Source organism: Galbibacter sp. L-19 (genome assembly GCF_056857615.1).
Genome location: NZ_JBSXNL010000026.1, coordinates 21,705 through 40,680 on the forward strand (window position 1 = coordinate 21,705; position 18,976 = coordinate 40,680).

At 33.1% G+C, this 18,976-nt stretch carries 11 protein-coding genes; 5 read left to right on the top strand and 6 right to left on the bottom strand.

What is annotated here, in order from left to right; translation table 11 throughout:
* Positions 1–87 precede the first annotated feature (87 nt).
* Positions 88–2,445, bottom strand: a complete 2,358-nt coding sequence (locus AC13CQ_RS01690; protein WP_335588674.1) for a TonB-dependent siderophore receptor — start codon at positions 2,443–2,445, stop codon at positions 88–90.
* A gap of 82 nt (positions 2,446–2,527) precedes the next feature.
* Here AC13CQ_RS01690 and AC13CQ_RS01695 point away from each other — a divergent pair, with 82 nt between their 5' ends.
* Positions 2,528–3,514: a helix-turn-helix transcriptional regulator gene (locus AC13CQ_RS01695; RefSeq protein WP_008612486.1), complete on the top strand. Its 987-nt coding sequence runs from the start codon at positions 2,528–2,530 to the stop codon at positions 3,512–3,514.
* Here the strand turns inward: AC13CQ_RS01695 and AC13CQ_RS01700 are convergent, their stop codons facing one another.
* Together AC13CQ_RS01700 and kdsA are read right to left on the bottom strand one after the other, a co-directional pair.
* Entirely contained in the window at positions 3,515–4,705 is a 1,191-nt protein-coding gene (locus AC13CQ_RS01700) for a mechanosensitive ion channel (RefSeq protein ID WP_008612487.1), read from the bottom strand.
* 72 nt (positions 4,706–4,777) lie between these two features.
* Entirely contained in the window at positions 4,778–5,596 is an 819-nt protein-coding gene (kdsA, locus tag AC13CQ_RS01705) for a 3-deoxy-8-phosphooctulonate synthase (RefSeq protein WP_335588673.1), read from the bottom strand.
* Between the two features lie 333 nt (positions 5,597–5,929).
* Between kdsA and typA the strand changes: the two genes are divergently transcribed.
* A complete protein-coding gene (gene typA, locus AC13CQ_RS01710) occupies positions 5,930–7,735 on the top strand; it encodes a translational GTPase TypA (RefSeq protein ID WP_008612489.1) in 1,806 nt (601 codons plus the stop codon).
* 173 nt (positions 7,736–7,908) lie between these two features.
* On the opposite strand, the gene ppgK is transcribed toward typA, so the two are convergent.
* Complete coding sequence (gene ppgK, locus AC13CQ_RS01715) at positions 7,909–8,664, bottom strand: polyphosphate--glucose phosphotransferase (RefSeq protein ID WP_008612490.1); 756 nt, start codon at positions 8,662–8,664, stop codon at positions 7,909–7,911.
* Positions 8,665–8,846: 182 nt separating this feature from the next.
* Here ppgK and AC13CQ_RS01720 point away from each other — a divergent pair, with 182 nt between their 5' ends.
* Positions 8,847–9,080 (top strand): YgjV family protein, encoded by a 234-nt coding sequence (locus AC13CQ_RS01720; RefSeq protein ID WP_335589016.1) that lies wholly within the window; start codon positions 8,847–8,849, stop codon positions 9,078–9,080.
* Between the two features lie 161 nt (positions 9,081–9,241).
* Here the strand turns inward: AC13CQ_RS01720 and AC13CQ_RS01725 are convergent, their stop codons facing one another.
* Positions 9,242–9,925: a cell division ATP-binding protein FtsE gene (locus tag AC13CQ_RS01725; RefSeq protein ID WP_008612492.1), complete on the bottom strand. Its 684-nt coding sequence runs from the start codon at positions 9,923–9,925 to the stop codon at positions 9,242–9,244.
* Between the two features lie 447 nt (positions 9,926–10,372).
* On the opposite strand from AC13CQ_RS01725, the gene AC13CQ_RS01730 reads away from it, so the two are divergent.
* Both AC13CQ_RS01730 and AC13CQ_RS01735 read left to right on the top strand, forming a co-directional pair.
* Entirely contained in the window at positions 10,373–13,396 is a 3,024-nt protein-coding gene (locus AC13CQ_RS01730; RefSeq protein ID WP_474507165.1) for a tetratricopeptide repeat protein, read from the top strand.
* 10 nt (positions 13,397–13,406) lie between these two features.
* Positions 13,407–15,212 carry a TonB-dependent receptor gene (locus AC13CQ_RS01735; RefSeq protein WP_474507166.1) on the top strand — a complete coding sequence of 602 codons (1,806 nt, stop codon included), beginning with the start codon at positions 13,407–13,409 and terminating at the stop codon, positions 15,210–15,212.
* A gap of 1,016 nt (positions 15,213–16,228) precedes the next feature.
* Here the strand turns inward: AC13CQ_RS01735 and AC13CQ_RS01740 are convergent.
* Positions 16,229–18,463 carry an FUSC family protein gene (locus AC13CQ_RS01740; RefSeq protein WP_456865557.1) on the bottom strand — a complete coding sequence of 745 codons (2,235 nt, stop codon included), beginning with the start codon at positions 18,461–18,463 and terminating at the stop codon, positions 16,229–16,231.
* Positions 18,464–18,976: the final 513 nt, after the last annotated feature.

Consider the following 18,976-nt stretch of genomic DNA (forward strand, 5'->3'; position numbering starts at 1 on the left):
GATATTAATAATCTTTTAAAACCGATATTGGTATACTGATGTAGTAGCTAGATATAGATTCTTAAAATATGGCTTTAGAATTATTTTTTAGAACCTATAAGCAATAGTTATTCTTCCGTTTATGCCTGGTTCACTTTGCCAATACAGGTAATCTGCATACGCGGAACCAGAATATAGATATTCGTCTAAAATATTATTAATATTCAAATTCACTCTAAAATGATCATTAGTCCAGAATAAGCCCCCATCCATTCTAAAATAGTTAGGTAATTCAGATTCATTATCGGCAGCCCATGCCCATGTAGCACGATCTACTTGATACTGGTATCCAAGAGAAGCTCCAAATCCTTGTAATGCAGTTCCGGGTTGGAAGGTATAATTTACCCATCCATTGGTAATGTGTTTTGCGTGTCCTGCAACGCGAGTTCCTATATTTGTAGGATCGGTATCTTTTGTAATCTCTACATTAGTATTTGCGTAATTTAATACTACGTTAATAGCAGGAGAAATCTGTCCTTGCATATCAAATTCAAAACCTTTAGACTGCACTTGTCCTGTTTGTGTTGAGAATCTGTAGTTTCCATTTTCATCTGTATGTTCTATATCTTGAACTAAATAATTGTTTTTAGTAATTTGATATACCGAAAAGCTTGTGTTAAGATTACCATTAAACCATTCTTTTTTCAATCCTCCTTCAATATCTGAGGATTCTAATGGATCGAATTTCTTATTGTCATAGCTTTGTCCGTATTGTGGAGTGAAAGCCTCATCATACAAACCGTAAGCTGTAAATCCAGGTAATATTTCGAAATTTAGACCTATTCTAGGAGTTATTTTAGCATCTTGACTTTGACTTCCGTAAGCAAAAATAGAAGCATCGTTATAGCGTGCTGCTAGAGTTAAACGAAGACGGTCTTTAAACATCCATAATTCATCTTGTAAATAAAACGCATTGTATTTATTTCCTTGGTAGTTTCCTTTCCCTCTTTCTTTTACAGATTGCGTTCTATCAAATTCAGGATATACTGCATTTCCATATACAGGGTTGTAGATATTAAAAGGACCATTTACATCAAAAGTACCTCCTTGTCCCCAATCGGCCCAATATTGTAAATATCTATAATCAAAACCTCCCATTACTTTGTGCTTAATACTTCCTGTATTAAACTCTCCGTTAAAATAAACTTGGGCTAATTCGTTAGTACTTACGGCATCCCAAATAGAAACACCTCTGTAGAAATCGCCATTTCCAGGAACAGAAGTAGGCCAAGCTGAAGATCCTTCTACCGTATAATCCATATACATATATTGCCCTTGGATTGACCATTTGTCGTTAAAGTTATGTGTTACATTTGCTAAAATGCTTAATTCTACTATTTCAGATTGTGGGAAATCTTCATCTAAAAAAGTAAAATCTTGGTCTAAACTTCCAAAACCATCTTCTACTGGGGCAAATATGTATGCTGCTCCAGTTATTTGATCAGACTCTTGGTAAGTAAATTCAGTAGTAACAGATGTTTTATCAGAAATTTCATATTTAAGAGAAGGCACGATACTTAATCGACTACTTTCTTCGTACTCTCTAAAAGACTCGTTATTCTCATACATTCCATTCAAACGGTATTGTAGTTTTCCGTCTGTAGTTAAAGAACCACCAGAATCAAAAGTGCCTCTATAACTATTAAAGCTTCCAGCAGTAAAAGATATTTCGTTAATGCTCTCTTTTACAGGTTTTTTAGTAACAACATTGTAAAAACCTCCAGGCTCTCCAGCAGATAACATAAATCCAGCAGGACCTTTAACAAATTCTATGTTTTGCACCATAGACATATCTTCAGATAATGGTCCCCAAGGCAACTCTACATTCATTCCATTTCTAAAAGCAGGAAGCTTAAATCCACGCATATTAATACGTGCAAAAGTTCCCCAATGTTCTATCATTTGAGCTCCACTCACGTTTCTAGTAACATTTTCCATCATACTAATTAAGTTTTGATTCTTGATTAGTTGATTGCTAATTATTTGAATGTTTTGAGGTAAATCCAAAACTTCTGTCTTTAAACGGAGGGAAGAAGATGGTTGTTTTACTAGGAAATCTGCATGCCCGTTTCCATTTACAACTACTTCATCTAAGGCTTCTGTAGATTCTTGAAGAACAATTGTTCCTAGCTGTGTAGTGTTGTCGTTTTGAACGTTTACTTCAATTTCTTTACTAACAAAACCAATGTATTTTGCCACTAGGATATAATTTCCTGCAGCTATAGCTTTTAAATTAAAAGCACCATTGTAGTTGGTTTCTGTCCCTTTGTTAGTATTTTTGAGCATTATATTTGCCATAGAAATTGGAGTGCCATTTTCTGTGGTAACTTTTCCTTTAATGTTTCCTTCTTGTGCATAGGAAAGCATTGAGAGTGCTATGAATAAAATGGTAAATAGATGTTTCATCTTTTAGATTAGTTATTTATATTTGGTCTAAATAAAGTTGAAGGCAAATTTAGAAAAGCAAACGCAGCATTAGTGACGCGATATGGAAAAAAAAAGACGTGATTTTATTAATTGTGAATTAATCAATCTTTTAAAAGAAGAAAAGGGCTTTAAGGATATAATTGCTTTCAGTTCTTTATCGGAAAACGAATTTGATTATGAATATTCAGAATATAAATTACATCCTAAATATGGAAAGGGGTCTATTTTATATACAAAAATAGATGGAGTTTCTATACATGCTAGCAATATAGAGCTTGAAAGAGATCTTGTTTTTTATGATGAATATCAAGAGGATGTTTTACAAATGTCTTATTTAATTGATGGAGAAAAAATTATTTCATTACGAGGGAATACTGATATTTTAAATGAAAGTCAGGAATGCTATACTTCTAGAATTGAGCAGTTTAAAGGCTATGTCCGTTTAACAGGAGGAAAGCCTTTTAGGGAAATTAGAATTACAATTCCGATAACGTATTTAAAAAAGCGAGGAATTACAGATATATCGGTTTTTAACTCTTTTACAGATACAAATATAATCCAGCCCATAGCCAATAATATATTGTCTATTTTAATGAGTATGCAAGAGACCGAAATGAATGGTATTAGTAGGCGTTTGTATTTAGAGTCTAAAGTTATTGAGTTATTAGCAATACAAATAGAGCGCTACAAAAATGGTGTTGTAGCAAAAGTTGGAACGAGTCAGGATAAGATTTTAAAGAAATTATATGCGGCTAAGCAATTGATGGAAGAAAATATCGATAAAAATTATTCTATTAAAGAGATGTCGAGGGTTTTAGCACTTAATGAATATGTTTTTAAAAAGGAATTTAAAAGAGTTTTTGGGTGCGCTATTAATGAGTATTATACAAAAGAGAAGATGAATAAAGCTTCCGATTTATTAATAGCAACACAACTTCCAATTTATGAAATAGCTGAAAAAATTGGATACAAAAATGCCACACATTTTAGTGCGGCATTTAAGCGTTTTTATAAGAAAACCCCTAAAAAATATAGGAGTAGTTTGTAGTTATTCCTCTTTGTTTGAAGGAGATTTAGATTTCATTTTTTGAAGAATTTCCTTAAAATGTTCGCCTGCAGCTTCTCTTCCTCCAAGCCCATAACTTAAAGCAACTGTTACTGCCAATGCTCCAATAATAAAAGTAAAGGCAATTTCTACAATTTCGTTAGCTATGCCCATGGCTCTTAAGGAAATGGTAATGAATAATGCTAAAGATGCAGCTCTAACAATTCCAGCAATAAAATTATTATTGTTTGATTTTGAAACCATATTATAAATAAGCAACGAGATGTAATTACCAATGGCTAGAATTAAAAGGCCAAAAATAATTTGTCCAGTAAGGGTTAGAATCTCATTTAAAATATAGGTAAGATGGTCTAATTGTAAAATTTCTACAGCAGTAATAATTCCGAAGAAAACAATAAAAAAGTAACAAACATTAGATACTATTTTTGCTAATGATTGTTTTTCTCCTATGATTTTATGCAGCTGAATTTTTTCTGATAGGCTGTCAAGTTTTAAGCTTTTAAGTAAATCTTCAATAAGGTTGGTAAGGTATTTTCCTCCCCAAATAAAAAGAACTAGAATGGCAGATGCTACTAATACTTCTCCGATTAAATTGGTAAATTTTAATAAAATGTTATTAGCAGGTTCCGATATGGATTTAATATTTAATGCATGGAAAGCTTGAATTAAAAAGGGTACAAAAATTAAAATAAAGATTACTTTTTGAACAATATTAACAAGCATTTCTGTGTCTTTAAATCCTGTTTTATCTATCAATTTATCAAGAAATGATCCTCCTAAATTGATAAGGTTTGAAACGAATTTTGCTAATAAGTAACCGGCAAAAGCAATTAGGAATCCTGCAATAATACTCGGAATAAAACTTAAAATTTCGGCTACCATATTTTCAAGCGGAGTAAGTACTTGACTTACGCCTAGTAGTTCCAGTACCACCATAATTACAATAATCATGATAACATAATAAAATATATTGCCTAAAAAAATGTTGGTATTGCCGAGGTCAGTTTTACTCAGAATTTTTTCATCCAAAGAAGTTTTCTTTAGTATTTTTATAACAACAGCTTTTACTCCACGAGCAATTAACCATCCAATAAATAAAACGATTATGGCTCCCAGAATACTGGGCATGAAACTTAAAATTTTCTCAGTAATTAAGTGTATAGTTTCTCTCATGTCAATTATTTTTTAATTAATTGACAATATAGCAGAAAATATATTCTATTTCAAGTTAAATATACTATTATTTTAAAAATTATTTATGGTCTGTCTAATAGCAACTAATTGATTTAAGAGGTTTTCTAGTAAGTCTAAATGGAGCATATTTGCTCCGTCACTTTTTGCATTTGCAGGGTCAAAATGAGTTTCCATAAATAAACCATTTACACCTGCTGCAATTCCAGCTTTTGCAATAGTTCCAATCATTTCTGGACGTCCTCCTGTTACGCCACTGCTTTGGTTAGGTTGTTGTAGAGAGTGTGTAACATCTAATACAACAGGCGCATATTGTTTCATGGTTGGGATGCCTCTAAAATCTACAATCATGTCTTGGTATCCAAACATAGTTCCGCGGTCTGTAATTACAGCTTGTTCATTGCCGCAATCTAATACTTTTTGTACGGCATGCTGCATGCTTTCAGGACTCATAAATTGTCCTTTTTTTAAGTTGATGGTTTTTCCTGTATTGGCAGCAGCAACTACCAAATCGGTTTGGCGCACTAAAAAAGCTGGAATTTGTAAAACATCCACATATTCGGCGGCCATTTCAGCATCACTTATTTCATGAATATCTGTAACTGTGGGCACATTAAAAGTTTCAGAAACTTTTCTTAGTATTTTAAGTGCTTTTTCATCGCCAATTCCCGTGAAAGAGTCAATACGACTACGATTAGCTTTTTTGAAACTTCCTTTAAAAACGTATGGAATTTGGAGTTTATCGGTAATAGCAACTGCTTTTTCTGCAATTCGCATTGCCATTTCTTCTCCTTCAATAGCACATGGACCTGCCAATAAAAAGAAATTGTTGCTATTTATATGTTTTATCTGTGGAATGTTCTCTAATTTCATGTGTTTATTTTATTGTTTTTAACGGTCACATGGAACATCCAAATAATCATTTCAATGTGTGTCTAAAATTTAGACATGGATGTTTCATTTCAATAAGAATTATAAAACAAAGATACTCTTTTATGAAATAATTTGTTTGCTGATTAATTAAAGATTAATGAGATTCTCTTTATTTAGAATAAAGCATTGATACTTTGCTGGTTATAGATACGATGGGAATTTGTTAAAACGATTGTAATGAGTTAATAATCAAATAATTAAATATTTTTGATTTTATGCTTCATCTAAAATAAATATACATTACCTTTGCGCCCTTAAAAGCGAGGGTATAATATGACTTCTATTAAAAACATAGCAATTATTGCGCACGTTGACCACGGAAAAACTACGTTGGTTGATAAAATAATGTATCACTGTCAGTTATTTCGTGAAAACGAAAATACAGGAGATTTAATTCTTGATAATAACGATTTAGAGCGTGAGCGTGGAATTACCATTACGTCTAAAAATGTATCTGTTATTTATAAGGACACAAAAATTAATATTATCGATACTCCTGGTCACGCCGATTTTGGTGGTGAGGTAGAGCGTGTTTTAAATATGGCCGATGGGGTTTTACTTTTAGTAGATGCTTTTGAAGGGCCAATGCCGCAAACGCGTTTTGTACTACAAAAAGCAATCGATTTAGGCTTAAAGCCATGTGTGGTTGTTAATAAAGTAGATAAAGAAAACTGTACGCCAGAAGAAGTTCATGAAAAAGTATTCGATCTAATGTTCGAATTAGGGGCAGAGGAGTGGCAGTTAGATTTCCCAACGGTTTATGGTTCAGCTAAAAATAACTGGATGAGTACCGATTGGAAAAATCAAACAGAAAACATAGAGCCATTGTTGGATATGGTTATTGAGCATATCCCAGCTCCAAAATTACCAGAAGGAAATACGCAAATGCTTATTACATCTCTAGATTTCTCTAGCTTTACTGGGCGTATTGCTATTGGGCGTTTAACTAGAGGAGAATTAAAAGCAGGGCAAAACATTTCGTTGGTAAAACGTGATGGTTCTGTAGTGAAAAATAAAATTAAAGAACTTCATGTTTTTGAAGGTCTTGGACGTATAAAAGTAGACGAAATACAAACAGGAGATATCTGTGCAATTGTTGGATTAGAAGGTTTTGAAATTGGAGATACTGTAGCCGATTTTGAAAACCCTGAAGGTTTAAAAACCATTGCTATTGATGAGCCTACAATGAGTATGTTGTTTACAATTAACGACTCTCCTTTCTTTGGGAAAGATGGTAAATTTGTAACATCTCGTCATATTAAAGATCGTTTAAATAAGGAATTAGAAAAGAACTTAGCGCTTAGAGTTAATGAAACTGATAGTGCGGATAAATTCTTAGTTTTCGGGCGTGGGGTATTACACCTTTCAGTTTTGATTGAAACCATGCGTAGAGAAGGTTATGAGCTGCAAATTGGTCAGCCACAGGTTATTATCAAGGAAATTGATGGTGCAAAATGTGAGCCAATTGAAGAGTTGACTATAGATTTACCAGAAAGTGTTTCTGGAAAAGCTGTAGAAATGGTAACGCTTCGTAAAGGGGAAATGTTAAGTATGGAACCTAAAGGAGACCGAATGAATATTGTATTTAATATTCCTTCAAGAGGTATTATTGGGTTACGTAACCAATTGCTTACTGCTACTGCTGGAGAGGCTATTATGAATCACCGTTTCTTAGAATATCAACCATATAAAGGGGAAATTCCTGGAAGAAATAATGGGTCTTTGATTTCTATGGAGAATGGAAAAGCAATTCCTTATTCTATTGATAAATTACAAGATAGAGGGAAATTCTTTGTAGATCCAAATGAGGAAATTTATGAAGGACAGGTTGTAGGTGAAAACTCTCGTAGTGATGATATGACCGTTAATATTACTAAGACTAAAAAATTATCTAACGTACGTTCTTCTGGAGCAGATGATAAAGCGAAAATTGTTCCTGCAATAAAATTCTCTTTGGAAGAAGCTTTAGAATACATTCAAAAAGATGAGTATGTTGAGGTAACTCCAAAAACTATGCGTATCCGTAAGATTTATTTAAAAGAAACAGATCGTAAGCGTTTTGGAAAACAAATAGGATAATTCGCAAAGCGAAAAATTTATATAAAGAAGCGGATAGAGATTAAATCTTTATCCGCTTTTTGTTGTTTTAGAATGATACTTTAATGTTTTTCTGACTTTGTAAAAAGGTATTTAGTATCAAGAAGATAAAACTTCGAGAAGCTTTTTGAAAACATATAGCTGCTTTAGTCAGTTTATTGAGATTTTTCAGTAGCCAATTCTTTAGCTGCATAAGCGGCACCAATAATTCCAGCTTCGTTTAATGTTTCAGCTTGAATAGTAGGGACTTTCATGTCTAAATATTCTTCAAATTCTTCAAAATATTTACTTCCTCCGCCGCCAATAATAAATAAATCAGGACAAAGAATTAAATCAACATAGTTTAAGAATTTATTAAAACGCTTACCCCATTTTTTAAAACTCATGTTTTTATTCTTTCGAACAGAGTTGGCAGCATATTTTTCTACATTTTTATATTTTTTGTAGTACATCTGTCCTAGTTCAAAATTCGGAATTAATTGTCCGTTGTAAAATGCACCACACCCCAAGCCAGTTCCTACCGTAATAATTAGAACGAATCCTTTTTTACCTTTTCCAGCACCAAAATTCATTTCGGCAATTCCAGCCACATCAGCATCATTGGCAACTATAAACGGGAGTCCTGTTTCGTTTTCAAATAATTCTTCAGCATTTACGCCTACCCATTTCTTGTGTAGATTACTTTCAGTAAGAGCTACACCATTTTTAATAGCTGTAGGGAAGCCGCAACCTACTGGTCCGTTCCATTTAAAATGAGCAACAATCTTTTTTATTACGGCAGCCATAGCGCCAGGGGTGGCTGGCCTTGGAGTTTCTATTCGGAAACGCTCCGTTAATAATTCGCCTTTTTCTATGTCTACAATGGCTCCTTTCATTCCAGATGCACCAATGTCTATACCTAAAATTTCCATCTATTATATTTTTCTTATTATGATAGCTTTTGATGTAAAAATAATAGATTGTTAGAATTATTCCATGTTTTTTGAATATTTTGTAAAAATAAATCTACTTTTAAGGTATATTTATTATAAAAAGTTAAAGTATGTGTCTTTAGCTTATTAGGTAAAAGGGGGAATAATTTGTTAAATTAGATATGGAATTTATAGATACATCTATCACAGAATTAATAGGTTATGTGGCTTCATTAGGGATATTACTTTCTTTTTTTATGAAAGAAATAACCAAACTCAGAATAGTAAATTCTATAGGATGTATTTTTTTTGTAATCTATGGGATTATGTTGCCTTCTATTCCAATAATTATTACAAATGCAGCTATTTTAGGGGTTAATTTCTATTATTTATTTGTTAGGAAGGTGAAAAGTTGATTTGTAGTGTTCAGTTGGCAGTAACAGTAAACAGTGTTTAGTATGCAGTTTTTTGTTAGTAACAACGTAACTTTTCCCCAGAAACAATAAAAATCTTGATTCTTTATTCTTGTCTCCTTTAACTCATTAACTTTTTACTTTACAAACTTCCGACTTAATAACTATACATTCTTCTGTACTACTTCAAATACCTTGCTACCGTCGCATTTTAGTGTTTTAGAAGGGAATTTTAAGAGCAGTGCATAATCGTGGGTAGCCATTAAAATAGTTCGTCCATTTTTATTGATATCCTGTAGAACCTTCATTACTTCAACACTGGTTTGCGGATCTAAGTTTCCAGTAGGCTCGTCGGCAAGGATAAGCTCTGGGTCGTTTAGCAAAGCCCTTGCTATAGCTACACGTTGTTGCTCACCTCCAGATAATTGATGCGGGAATTTAAAGCCTTTTGTAGCCATTCCTACTTTGGTAAGGACTTCGTCTATTCTAGAAGTTATTTTATTTTTATCTGTCCATCCAGTAGCTTTCAGTACAAATAATAAATTATCGTTGATAGTTCTGTCTGGAAGTAATTTAAAATCTTGAAAAACAATTCCTAATTTTCTTCTTAAAAAAGGAATGTCTTTTTCTTTTAAAGTGCGAAGGTCGTATTCAACAATGTTTCCCGACCCTTGGGTTAGCGGAAGATCTCCATAAAGTGTTTTCATAAAACTACTTTTCCCACTCCCAGTTTTCCCGATTAAGTAAACAAATTCTCCTTCTGAAATACTAAGATTGATTTCACTTAAAACCAAATTTTCTTTTTGATAAATAGCAACGTCTCTTAGCTCTAAAATTACTTCACTCATATTTTAAGTTCTCAGAATTAATATTTGTTATCCTCGATAATCGAGATGCAATGCTTCAACACTTACGCTGAAATTGATTGAGTTATTTCTTTTGACACCCTTAAAGCTTACCTTTTAGGTTAATTGATTAAGAAAAACTTCGTGTAAAGGTAAATATAATATGTAATTTTTATCGGTTCAAGTCTTAAATTATTTTGATTGAATAGCTAAAAGATCTAATAAGTAATGTAAGAAAGTTCCTGAAAAAAGCTTGTAAGCATAATTTCTTCCTTTAGGATAATTATAACAAAAAATCTGCGTTATAAATAGGTTCATTCATGTATTTTTGACTAAAGGGATGGATCTCCTCAAACTGAGTTTTTGAGGGAGAAAGACAAATTAAAAAATAACAAGTAACAACACTGTTGTTGGCTGCTTAAACCGATTTAAGGGATTAAACTAATTTTTATGAATCTAACCAATAAAGGATTTGCCGTGCTTTTTGTACTTGGAAGTACATTTTCTTACGCACAAGAATCGAAAGTTTATACGTATAACGAAAAGGATTATCATGAAGCTATAGATTTATATAATAAGAAACAATATCAAACCGCTCAGGTAATTTTTCAAAATGTAAAAAGAACTACTGTTGATGAAGAAACGGAGGCTAACTCGGCTTACTATATTGCCAATGCTGCCATTCGGACAAATCAATTAGGAGCAGATAGGTTGATGGAGGAATTTGTAACTAATTATCCTACATCTACAAAGCGTAATTCTGCATACATGGATGTGGCCGATTATTATTTTAATCAGGCTAAATATTCTAATGCACTGCGTTGGTATGATCTTGCTGAAGAGCAATCAATGAGTAATGCAGAGCGAGACGAATTTAACTTTAAAAAAGGATATTCGCTTTTTGTGGCAAAAAAATATGCCCCTGCTAGAGAATATTTAGAGCGGGTTTCTAATTCTCAAAAGTATGGTTCTCAAGCCAAATATTATATTGGATATATGGCATATCAAGGCGATGATTATAATGAGGCTAATCAATATTTTGATCAAGTATCTGGAGACCAAGCGCTCAATAAGAATTTGTCGTATTACCAAGCGGATATGAATTTTAAACTTGGAAAATTTGATGAGGCTATTGCTTTAGGAAAAGAACAGTTGGCAACCGCCGATAGAAATGAAGCTTCAGAATTAAACAAAATTATTGGAGAGAGTTACTTCAATAAAAAAGAATATGAAGCCGCTATTCCATACTTAAAAGAATATCAGGGGAAAAACGGTAAATGGAATAACACCGATTTTTATCAGCTAGGATATGCCTATTATAAGCAAGGAGAATATGAATTGGCTATTAATCAGTTTAATAAAATTGTAGAAGGAAGTAATTCCGTAGCGCAAAATGCATATTACCATTTAGGGGAATGTTATTTAAAGACTGATAAGAAACAACAAGCATTAAATGCGTTTAGAAATGCCTCTCAAATGCCTTATGATGAGCAGATTAAAAAAGATGCATTTTTAAATTATGCACGGTTGAGTTATGAAATAGGGAATCCATATCAAAGCGCACCTTTAGTGCTTACTAATTATTTAAAGGAATATCCAAAGAGTGAAAATACTCAAGAGATACAAGAGCTATTAGTGGATTCTTACATTACATCAAAAAATTATGATGCTGCTTTAGAATTGCTTGAAAGTAATAAAAATTACAGTTCTAAAACTACCTACCAGAAAGTTGCGTTTTACCGTGGATTAGAGCTTTTTAATGAAGGGAATTATACAGAGGCAAAAGAATATTTTGGCAAATCTAAGAAAGAGCAACAAGATCCACTTTTTACTGCGAGAGCTACTTTTTGGAATGCAGAAGTAGATTATTTGTTAGAAAATTATGAGGAAGCGGTTATAGGATTTAAGCAGTTTGAACAGTCTACAATGGCATTGCAGACTCCAGAATACAAGAATTTAAACTATAATTTGGCATATACTTATTTTAAACAGAAAGATTATAGCAATGCCGCTACTCATTTTAAAAAGTATATTAATGCTAATAGTGAAGATGTAGCTAGAATAAAGGATAGTTACTTACGACTTGCCGATAGTCAATTTGCCGATAGTCAATATTGGCCAGCAATGGAAGCGTACAATAAAGCTATTGAACTTGGCGGAGCAGATGCAGATTATGCGCATTTTCAAAAAGCTATAAGCTATGGTTTTGTAGATAGAAATGAGAAAAAGATAAGCGAATTACAGGCGTTTGTGAATCAATTTCCAACTTCTCCATTAAGAGATGATGCGTATTATGAGTTAGGAAATACCTTTATAAATAGCAACCAAACAGAAAAGGGAATTGAAGCATATGCAAAATTAGCATCGGAGTACCGAATGAGTTCTTTTGTGCCAAAAGCAATGCTAAAAGAAGGTTTAGTTTATTATAATGGCGGTCAGAATGAAAAGGCTTTATCAAAATTTAAAGCGGTTGTAAATACCTATCCAAACACTCCAGAAGCACTTCAGGCGGTAAGTACGGCAAAACAGGTTTATGTAGATGAAGGTCGCGTTGGAGAATATGCTTCTTGGGTTAAAGGTTTAGGTTTTGTAAATGTAACAGAGAGCGAATTGGAAAGTGCTTCTTTTGAATCTGCCGAGCGCCAGTATGTTCAGAATAAATCTACTTCAGCAATTAAAGGTTTTGAAAATTATTTAAATGAATTCCCTCAGGGTTCCAATGCTTTGAAGTCGCATTTTTATCTAGCGCAACTTTATTACAAAAGCGGAGATAAACAAAAGGCATTATCTCATTATGAATATATAGTGAATGAAAAGCGAAATGAATTTTCAGAAGAAGCCTACGTTAGAGCAGGAGAGATTTATTTAGAAAACAAAAATTATAACAAAGCAATTTCCGTATTAAAAACATTAGAAGAAGGAGCAGATTTTCAGCAGAATATCATTTTTGCCCAATCTAATATTATGAAAGCGAGTTATGAGCTGAAAAATTATCCGCAAACTATTACATATGCTGAAAAAGTATTGAATACTTCAAAAGTAGATGATAGAATAAAAAGTGATGCTTATACCATGATTGCACGTTCTGCTATTGCTACAGGAGATGAAACAAAAGCGAAAAAGGCATATGCTGAAGTTCAAAAAATAGCAACAGGAGAATTAGCTGCGGAAGCACTGTATTACGATGCTTATTTTAAAAACAAAGAAAAAAATTACGAGGCATCAAATGCGTCGGCTCAGCGTTTAGCAAAAGATTACTCTGCGTATAAAGAAACAGGAGGAAAAGGTTTAATTATTATGGCAAAGAATTTCTTTGCTATGGACGATGCTTTTCAGGCAACCTATATTTTGCAAAGTGTAATTGATAATTTTTCGCAATATCCAGCAATTGTGGAAGAGGCAAAAACACAACTTTCTATTATGAAAGCTAAGGAATCTGAAAGAAACTCTTCTGTTAATCCTAATCAAAATTAAGTAAGGATTTATGCAAACTATTCAAATAAAAAAAGATAATAACATACAACGACATACAATGCGCAAGAATTTAATAATAAGTGCACTTCTCATTTTATCAAGCAGTTATACTGTGATGGCGCAGGAAAAGGAAACTGATGAAAAGCAAGATGAAAACATAGGAACACAGGTTGTAAATGTTGTAAAACCATATACGCCAACAATTTCTGATGCTAATAAAATTCAGGAAAAACCTTCGCTAAACGATTCTATAACTACTGCAAAAAAAACAATTATTTATAACATCTTTTCGGTACCAGTAGCTTCTACTTTTACACCTGCAAAGGGGAAGGCTACGGGGCTTCAAAAAGCTGTAAAAGAGCGTTTGTATAATTCGTATTTATCGCTTGGTCTTGGGAATTACAATTCTGCTAAATTAGACTTTTATACGAGTCACGATTTTAGTAGAGACGAAAGTTTAGATGTGATGTTGAATCATCATTCTTCTCAAGGAGGAATTGATAATGTAGTTTTAGATGATAAGTTTTATAATACTTCCTTAGAAGCGTATTATCGTCAGCGAGATCGTTATATGAGTTGGGGTGTAAATGGAGGCTTTAAACATCAAATCTATAATTGGTACGGAATTCCGCAAGGGGTATATAGCGAAACTCAAATTAATAGTATCGACGAAAAACAGAGCTATTATACAGGATTTGTAGGAGCGAATATGGATTTTGTGGATTCTTATTTTACAGGAGGAGAAATCTATTACCGTCGTTTTTGGGATGGATTTAGCTCTGGAGAAAACAGGGCAGTTTTAAAACCTAAATTTCAATTTCCAGTAGGAGAGGAGCTACTCAGTTTGGATGTAGAGGTAGATTATGTAGGAGGAAATTTTGATCGTCAATACGCAAATACAGACGAGATTAATTACAGTAATATATTTGGGGGTGTTACACCAAGCATTCAGATTTTAACCGATAGATTGGCAATTAATTTAGGAGCCTCTGTTTATTATAATCAGGATCTTGAAAATAGTGATGGAGATGTGTTTTTCTATCCTGAAGTAGATGTTTCCTATGACATTGTGGAAGAATATGTTGCGGCATATGGAGGTATTAAAGGAGATTTGAAACAGAATTCGTATTACGAGTATGCTCAGGAGAATCCATATGTTTCTCCAACAATAAATATGATACCAACCGACCAGAAGTACAATGGTTTTGCTGGTTTAAAAGGGCGTTTTTTGCCTAATGTTGGTTATAATATCAAGGGGTCTTATATCAAAGAAAATAATAAATATTTATATCGTTCAAACTCGTACAATACAGGTTCAGATAGCGGAATTGTGAATGATGAGGGGTATGCTTTTGGAAATTCTTTTGAAGTGGTTTATGATGATGTTACTACTATTTCTGTTTTTGGTGAAATAAATGTGGATTTAACGCGCGATTTTACCCTAGGGATTAATGGACAATTTTCAGATTATTCTACAGATGATGAAGCTGAGGCATGGAATTTACCTACAATTAAAGGATCCTTATTTGGAAACTATGCTAAAGGAAAATGGTCGGCTGGAGTAAATGCTTTTTATATAGGAGAAAGAAAAGATTATATTAATTCGCCAAATTTACTTCCTTCTGAAGGCCCTATAGTTAGGAATTTAGATGGGTATTTTGATTTAAATGCAAATATCGGTTATGATATTACAGAGCAGTGGTCTGCTTTTATTAAAGCAAATAATATAACTGGCTCACAATACGATAGATTAGTAAATTATCCTGTACAAGGATTTCAAATCTTAGCAGGAGCAGCTTATAAATTTGATTTGTAGGAGGAGTCGGATGTCCGAAGTAGGAAGTAAAAAAGTTAATGAGTTAAAGAGAAGAATATAGAATATAGAGAAGAGAATATAGGCTTTTTGTATTCTTGACTCTTGATTCCTGATTGAAAAAGTCTGAAGTCCGAAGCCCGAAGTCGGAAGTTGGAAGGAAACAAGAATAAAGAGAAGAGAATATAGATTTTTTGCATTCTTGATTCCTGATTCTTGATTGAAAAAGTCCGAAGTCCGAAGCCTGAAGTCGGAAGTTGGAAAGAAATAAGAATAAAGAGAAGAGAATATAGGTTTTTTGCATTCTTGACTCTTGATTCCTGATTCTTGATTGAAAAAGTCCGAAGTCCGAAGTCGGAAGATTAAAGAATTTGAAAATTTACACAATCACAACTTTGTCCCTTTGCCACTTTGAGTTAAAAAGTTATGCTGTTATGGAGTTACGATGTTACAAAGAAAAAACTGTCTTCCGACTTTTTTACTTCCACATTTCCAAATCTTCAAATTAACACATTTACATCTTTGAGTCAAAAAGTTATGCTGTTATGGAGTTATGATGTTACAAAGAAAAAACTGCCTACTGAACACTGCCTACTGTCTCCCGACTTCGGTCTCCCAACTTTTTTACATCCACATTTCCAGATCTTCAAATTGACACATTTACAACTTTGTCTCTTTGTCCCTTTGCATCTTTGAGTTAAAAAGTTATGCTGTTATGGAGTTATGATGTTACAAAGAAAAAAACTGCCTTGCCTACTGAACTGCCTACCGCCTATCGCCTAATGCTTACTGCCCTTTGCATCTTTGAGTTAAAAAGTTATGCTGTTATGGAGTTACGATGTTACAAAGAAAAAACTACCTTGCCTACTGAACTGCCTACCGCCTAATGCTTACTGCCTCATGCTGTGCATCTTTGAGTTAAAAAGTTATGCTGTTATGGAGTTATGATGTTACAAAGAAAAACTGCCTACTGAATACTGCCTTCTGTCTCCCGACTTTTTTACTTCCTCATTTCCACTCTACAAATTTTCAACCCTCTCTATATACCCATTAATAGCAGTATGGAGGTTTTTTGATAAATTATGGAGCCATTCAAGTTGCTCAGAAATTATTCGAACCTCTTTTAATTGTTCTCTCAATTCGGAATTGATTTCTAGCATTCCTGCATCAATTTCACTATTTCTTTTTTGCGATAAACTTTCAAAAACTTGTTGGAGGTAATTTTTAGTTTCTTCTAAATTAAGGGTTTCTATTTCTGTAAAAGTTTCATTTTTTAAGGTAGCTTCACTGCATGCTAATTGATTGTCTATAGCGGTCATATAAGCATCAAAATATTTGGAAGCATCTGTGGTATGATGAATTTGAATATAAGTTCCCAATGATGCTGTTGCAGATAAGAGCGTGTTTTGAGTTACTACAATTTCATATAATTTATTTAAATTTTGCTGTTTCCATTTTGGTTCTTGTGTCATTCTTTGGAAGCCAGCATGTAAATTCCCGATAGCAATAAAAGCATGTTTTCTAGAAATTTTATAAGGTGTTTTTACGGTTTCTTTGTCGTGATAGAGGTGTTTTACTTCTTGTAAATATTTTTTATTGGTGGTAACAGCATCAGTAATTAAATTAGTAATATTCTCGCTCTCCCAAGACGGCCATAAAATTAAGTTTGTAATGCTTGCTATAATAGCCCCAATAAGCGTATCAATAACTCTAAATTTGATAATGGTGAGAGCATCTGGAGATAGCATGGCATAAACAAATACAATGGTAAGTGTAATAAATACAGCCGATGCTTTATAGTTTTGCTGAATAAAAGTAAAGGATAGCGTCATTGCAACAAAAGTAACAGCAATGTAAACCCCTAAATTATTGGTGAGCAAAACAATTCCAACTGCAATAGCGCCACCAATTAAAGTTCCAATAATACGTTGTTGTGATCGTTCTTTGGTAAGCACATATCCAGGACGCATAATAACAATAATGGTTAGTAAAATCCAATATGCATTTTGGAGTTCGAAAAAACTTCCGATAGTGTAACCAATTAAAACTGTTACAACCAAGCGCAACGAATGTTTGAAAATGGGCGATTTTAATGTGAGGTTTTCAAGCAGTATTTTGTAGCTATAATCTTGTGTGGTAATAAATTTTAGGCGGTCTGTTCTTTTAAGAATAGAGATTTCGTTATGCAAGTTATTATTTACAATATTCTCAATAGTGTTTACTTTATGAAACTGCCGTTCTGTATAGTCGTATAAATTTCTGAGGATTAATATCTCTTCTCTATTTTTTTTAAGGTCTAATTGAAGTTTTAGCTCTTCAATCTTTTCATTAGAAACTTCTAATTGTTTTGAAATTGTTGTGCTTTCAGAAATTTTTCTACCTTTTAATCGGTGGTTGGAAATTTCTATAAGTCTATTTGCTACGGCTTCCATAGTGGTAGCTATTTCTACAGCAACCTTTTTAAAAGCATCACTACTATTATCAAATTTTTGATAGTTAAGCGGATTTGCAACGGCAAACTCTAAAATGTCTATAAGTTCAATAAAAAGAAGTAACTGCTGGCGTTTGGATTTCATAGAGCCAGAACGCTGCCGTTGCCTTAATAAAATAGTTCTTAGTGTTTCGTGTTTTTCATTTAACTCATTCTGTAATCGTAATTGTCTATTTAGGGCATTCTCTCTATCTGTAGCAGATAAAAGTGCAACACGAGTGCTTAAATATTCAGCAGTAAGCTGCATGCATTCTGTAAGTAACTCATCACTATATTGTTTAGTTCTTACACTTTCAAAAATCAGAGAAATTAATAAATACCAAATTCCGCCACAAATAATATAAAGTGCATTATAGAAAATTTCAATTCCAGTGAGCGGGTGGGCAAAGCTCAAAGAGACCGCTAATAATCCAGAGAAAGCAATGAGAGAAGCTCTAAAACCATATACCGAAATATACGAATTGAGAAAGACTAAAATAGCCAATGATGGAATTAATAGTAGAGGGTACGGAATAGTAAGATGAATTACTACATAACTAAGAACGGCGAGGAATAAAGAAATAAAAATTCCGTAAATATGGTGTTTTTTATTTCCGGGAATATCACTTGCTGAAGCGAGTAAAACTCCAAATGCAACGCCTGCTCCAATAGTCATATTCAAAAAGAAATAACAAAAAGTAACAGCGCTAAAAGCGGTAGTACTTATTATTAATCCTTTTGTAAAATTGTAGCTTTTTAGAAACTGTAAAACTTTCTGTACCATTCAATGCATCTTATTTTGCAAAGGTACATTATTAGTTTTTGCAGTTTAATTTTTACGTCGTTTTCTTGTAGCGAAGCGGTCTTGTTTCTGTTGAGTCAAAAAGTGAAAAGTTAATGAGTTAAAGATTGAAAGATTGAAGGATTGAAGGATTGAAAAAGTCGGGAGTCGGAAGTCCGAAGTAGGAAGTAAAAAAGTTAATGAGTTAAAGAGAAGAATATAGAATATAGAGAAAAGAATATAGATTTTTCTTGACTCTTGATTCTTGACTCTTGATTGAAAATGTACGCCTACTGAGCACTTTTCTTTTTATTGAAAAGATTGAAGGATTGGAAAAGCCCGAAGTCCGAAGTCCGAAGTCCGAAGTAGGAAGTATGTACTTCCCTGATATAGGTTGACCACTTAAAGTCAATTTATATGAAAGCAACTATAAAATTAATTAAGAAATCCCGTAAGTTTTCTGAAGCGTATAAAAAATCTATTGTTGCAGATTTTGAAAGTGGTAAATTTAGCGTG

Coding starts and splice junctions, on each gene's coding strand:
- AC13CQ_RS01735 (WP_474507166.1), top strand. CDS start 13,407: ATGCAAACTATTCAAATAAAAAAAGATAATAACATACAACGACATACA.
- AC13CQ_RS01730 (WP_474507165.1), top strand. CDS start 10,373: ATGAATCTAACCAATAAAGGATTTGCCGTGCTTTTTGTACTTGGAAGT.
- AC13CQ_RS01725 (WP_008612492.1), bottom strand. CDS start 9,925: ATGAGTGAAGTAATTTTAGAGCTAAGAGACGTTGCTATTTATCAAAAA.
- AC13CQ_RS01740 (WP_456865557.1), bottom strand. CDS start 18,463: ATGGTACAGAAAGTTTTACAGTTTCTAAAAAGCTACAATTTTACAAAA.
- AC13CQ_RS01720 (WP_335589016.1), top strand. CDS start 8,847: ATGGAATTTATAGATACATCTATCACAGAATTAATAGGTTATGTGGCT.
- AC13CQ_RS01695 (WP_008612486.1), top strand. CDS start 2,528: ATGGAAAAAAAAAGACGTGATTTTATTAATTGTGAATTAATCAATCTT.
- ppgK (WP_008612490.1), bottom strand. CDS start 8,664: ATGGAAATTTTAGGTATAGACATTGGTGCATCTGGAATGAAAGGAGCC.
- typA (WP_008612489.1), top strand. CDS start 5,930: ATGACTTCTATTAAAAACATAGCAATTATTGCGCACGTTGACCACGGA.
- AC13CQ_RS01690 (WP_335588674.1), bottom strand. CDS start 2,445: ATGAAACATCTATTTACCATTTTATTCATAGCACTCTCAATGCTTTCC.
- kdsA (WP_335588673.1), bottom strand. CDS start 5,596: ATGAAATTAGAGAACATTCCACAGATAAAACATATAAATAGCAACAAT.
- AC13CQ_RS01700 (WP_008612487.1), bottom strand. CDS start 4,705: ATGAGAGAAACTATACACTTAATTACTGAGAAAATTTTAAGTTTCATG.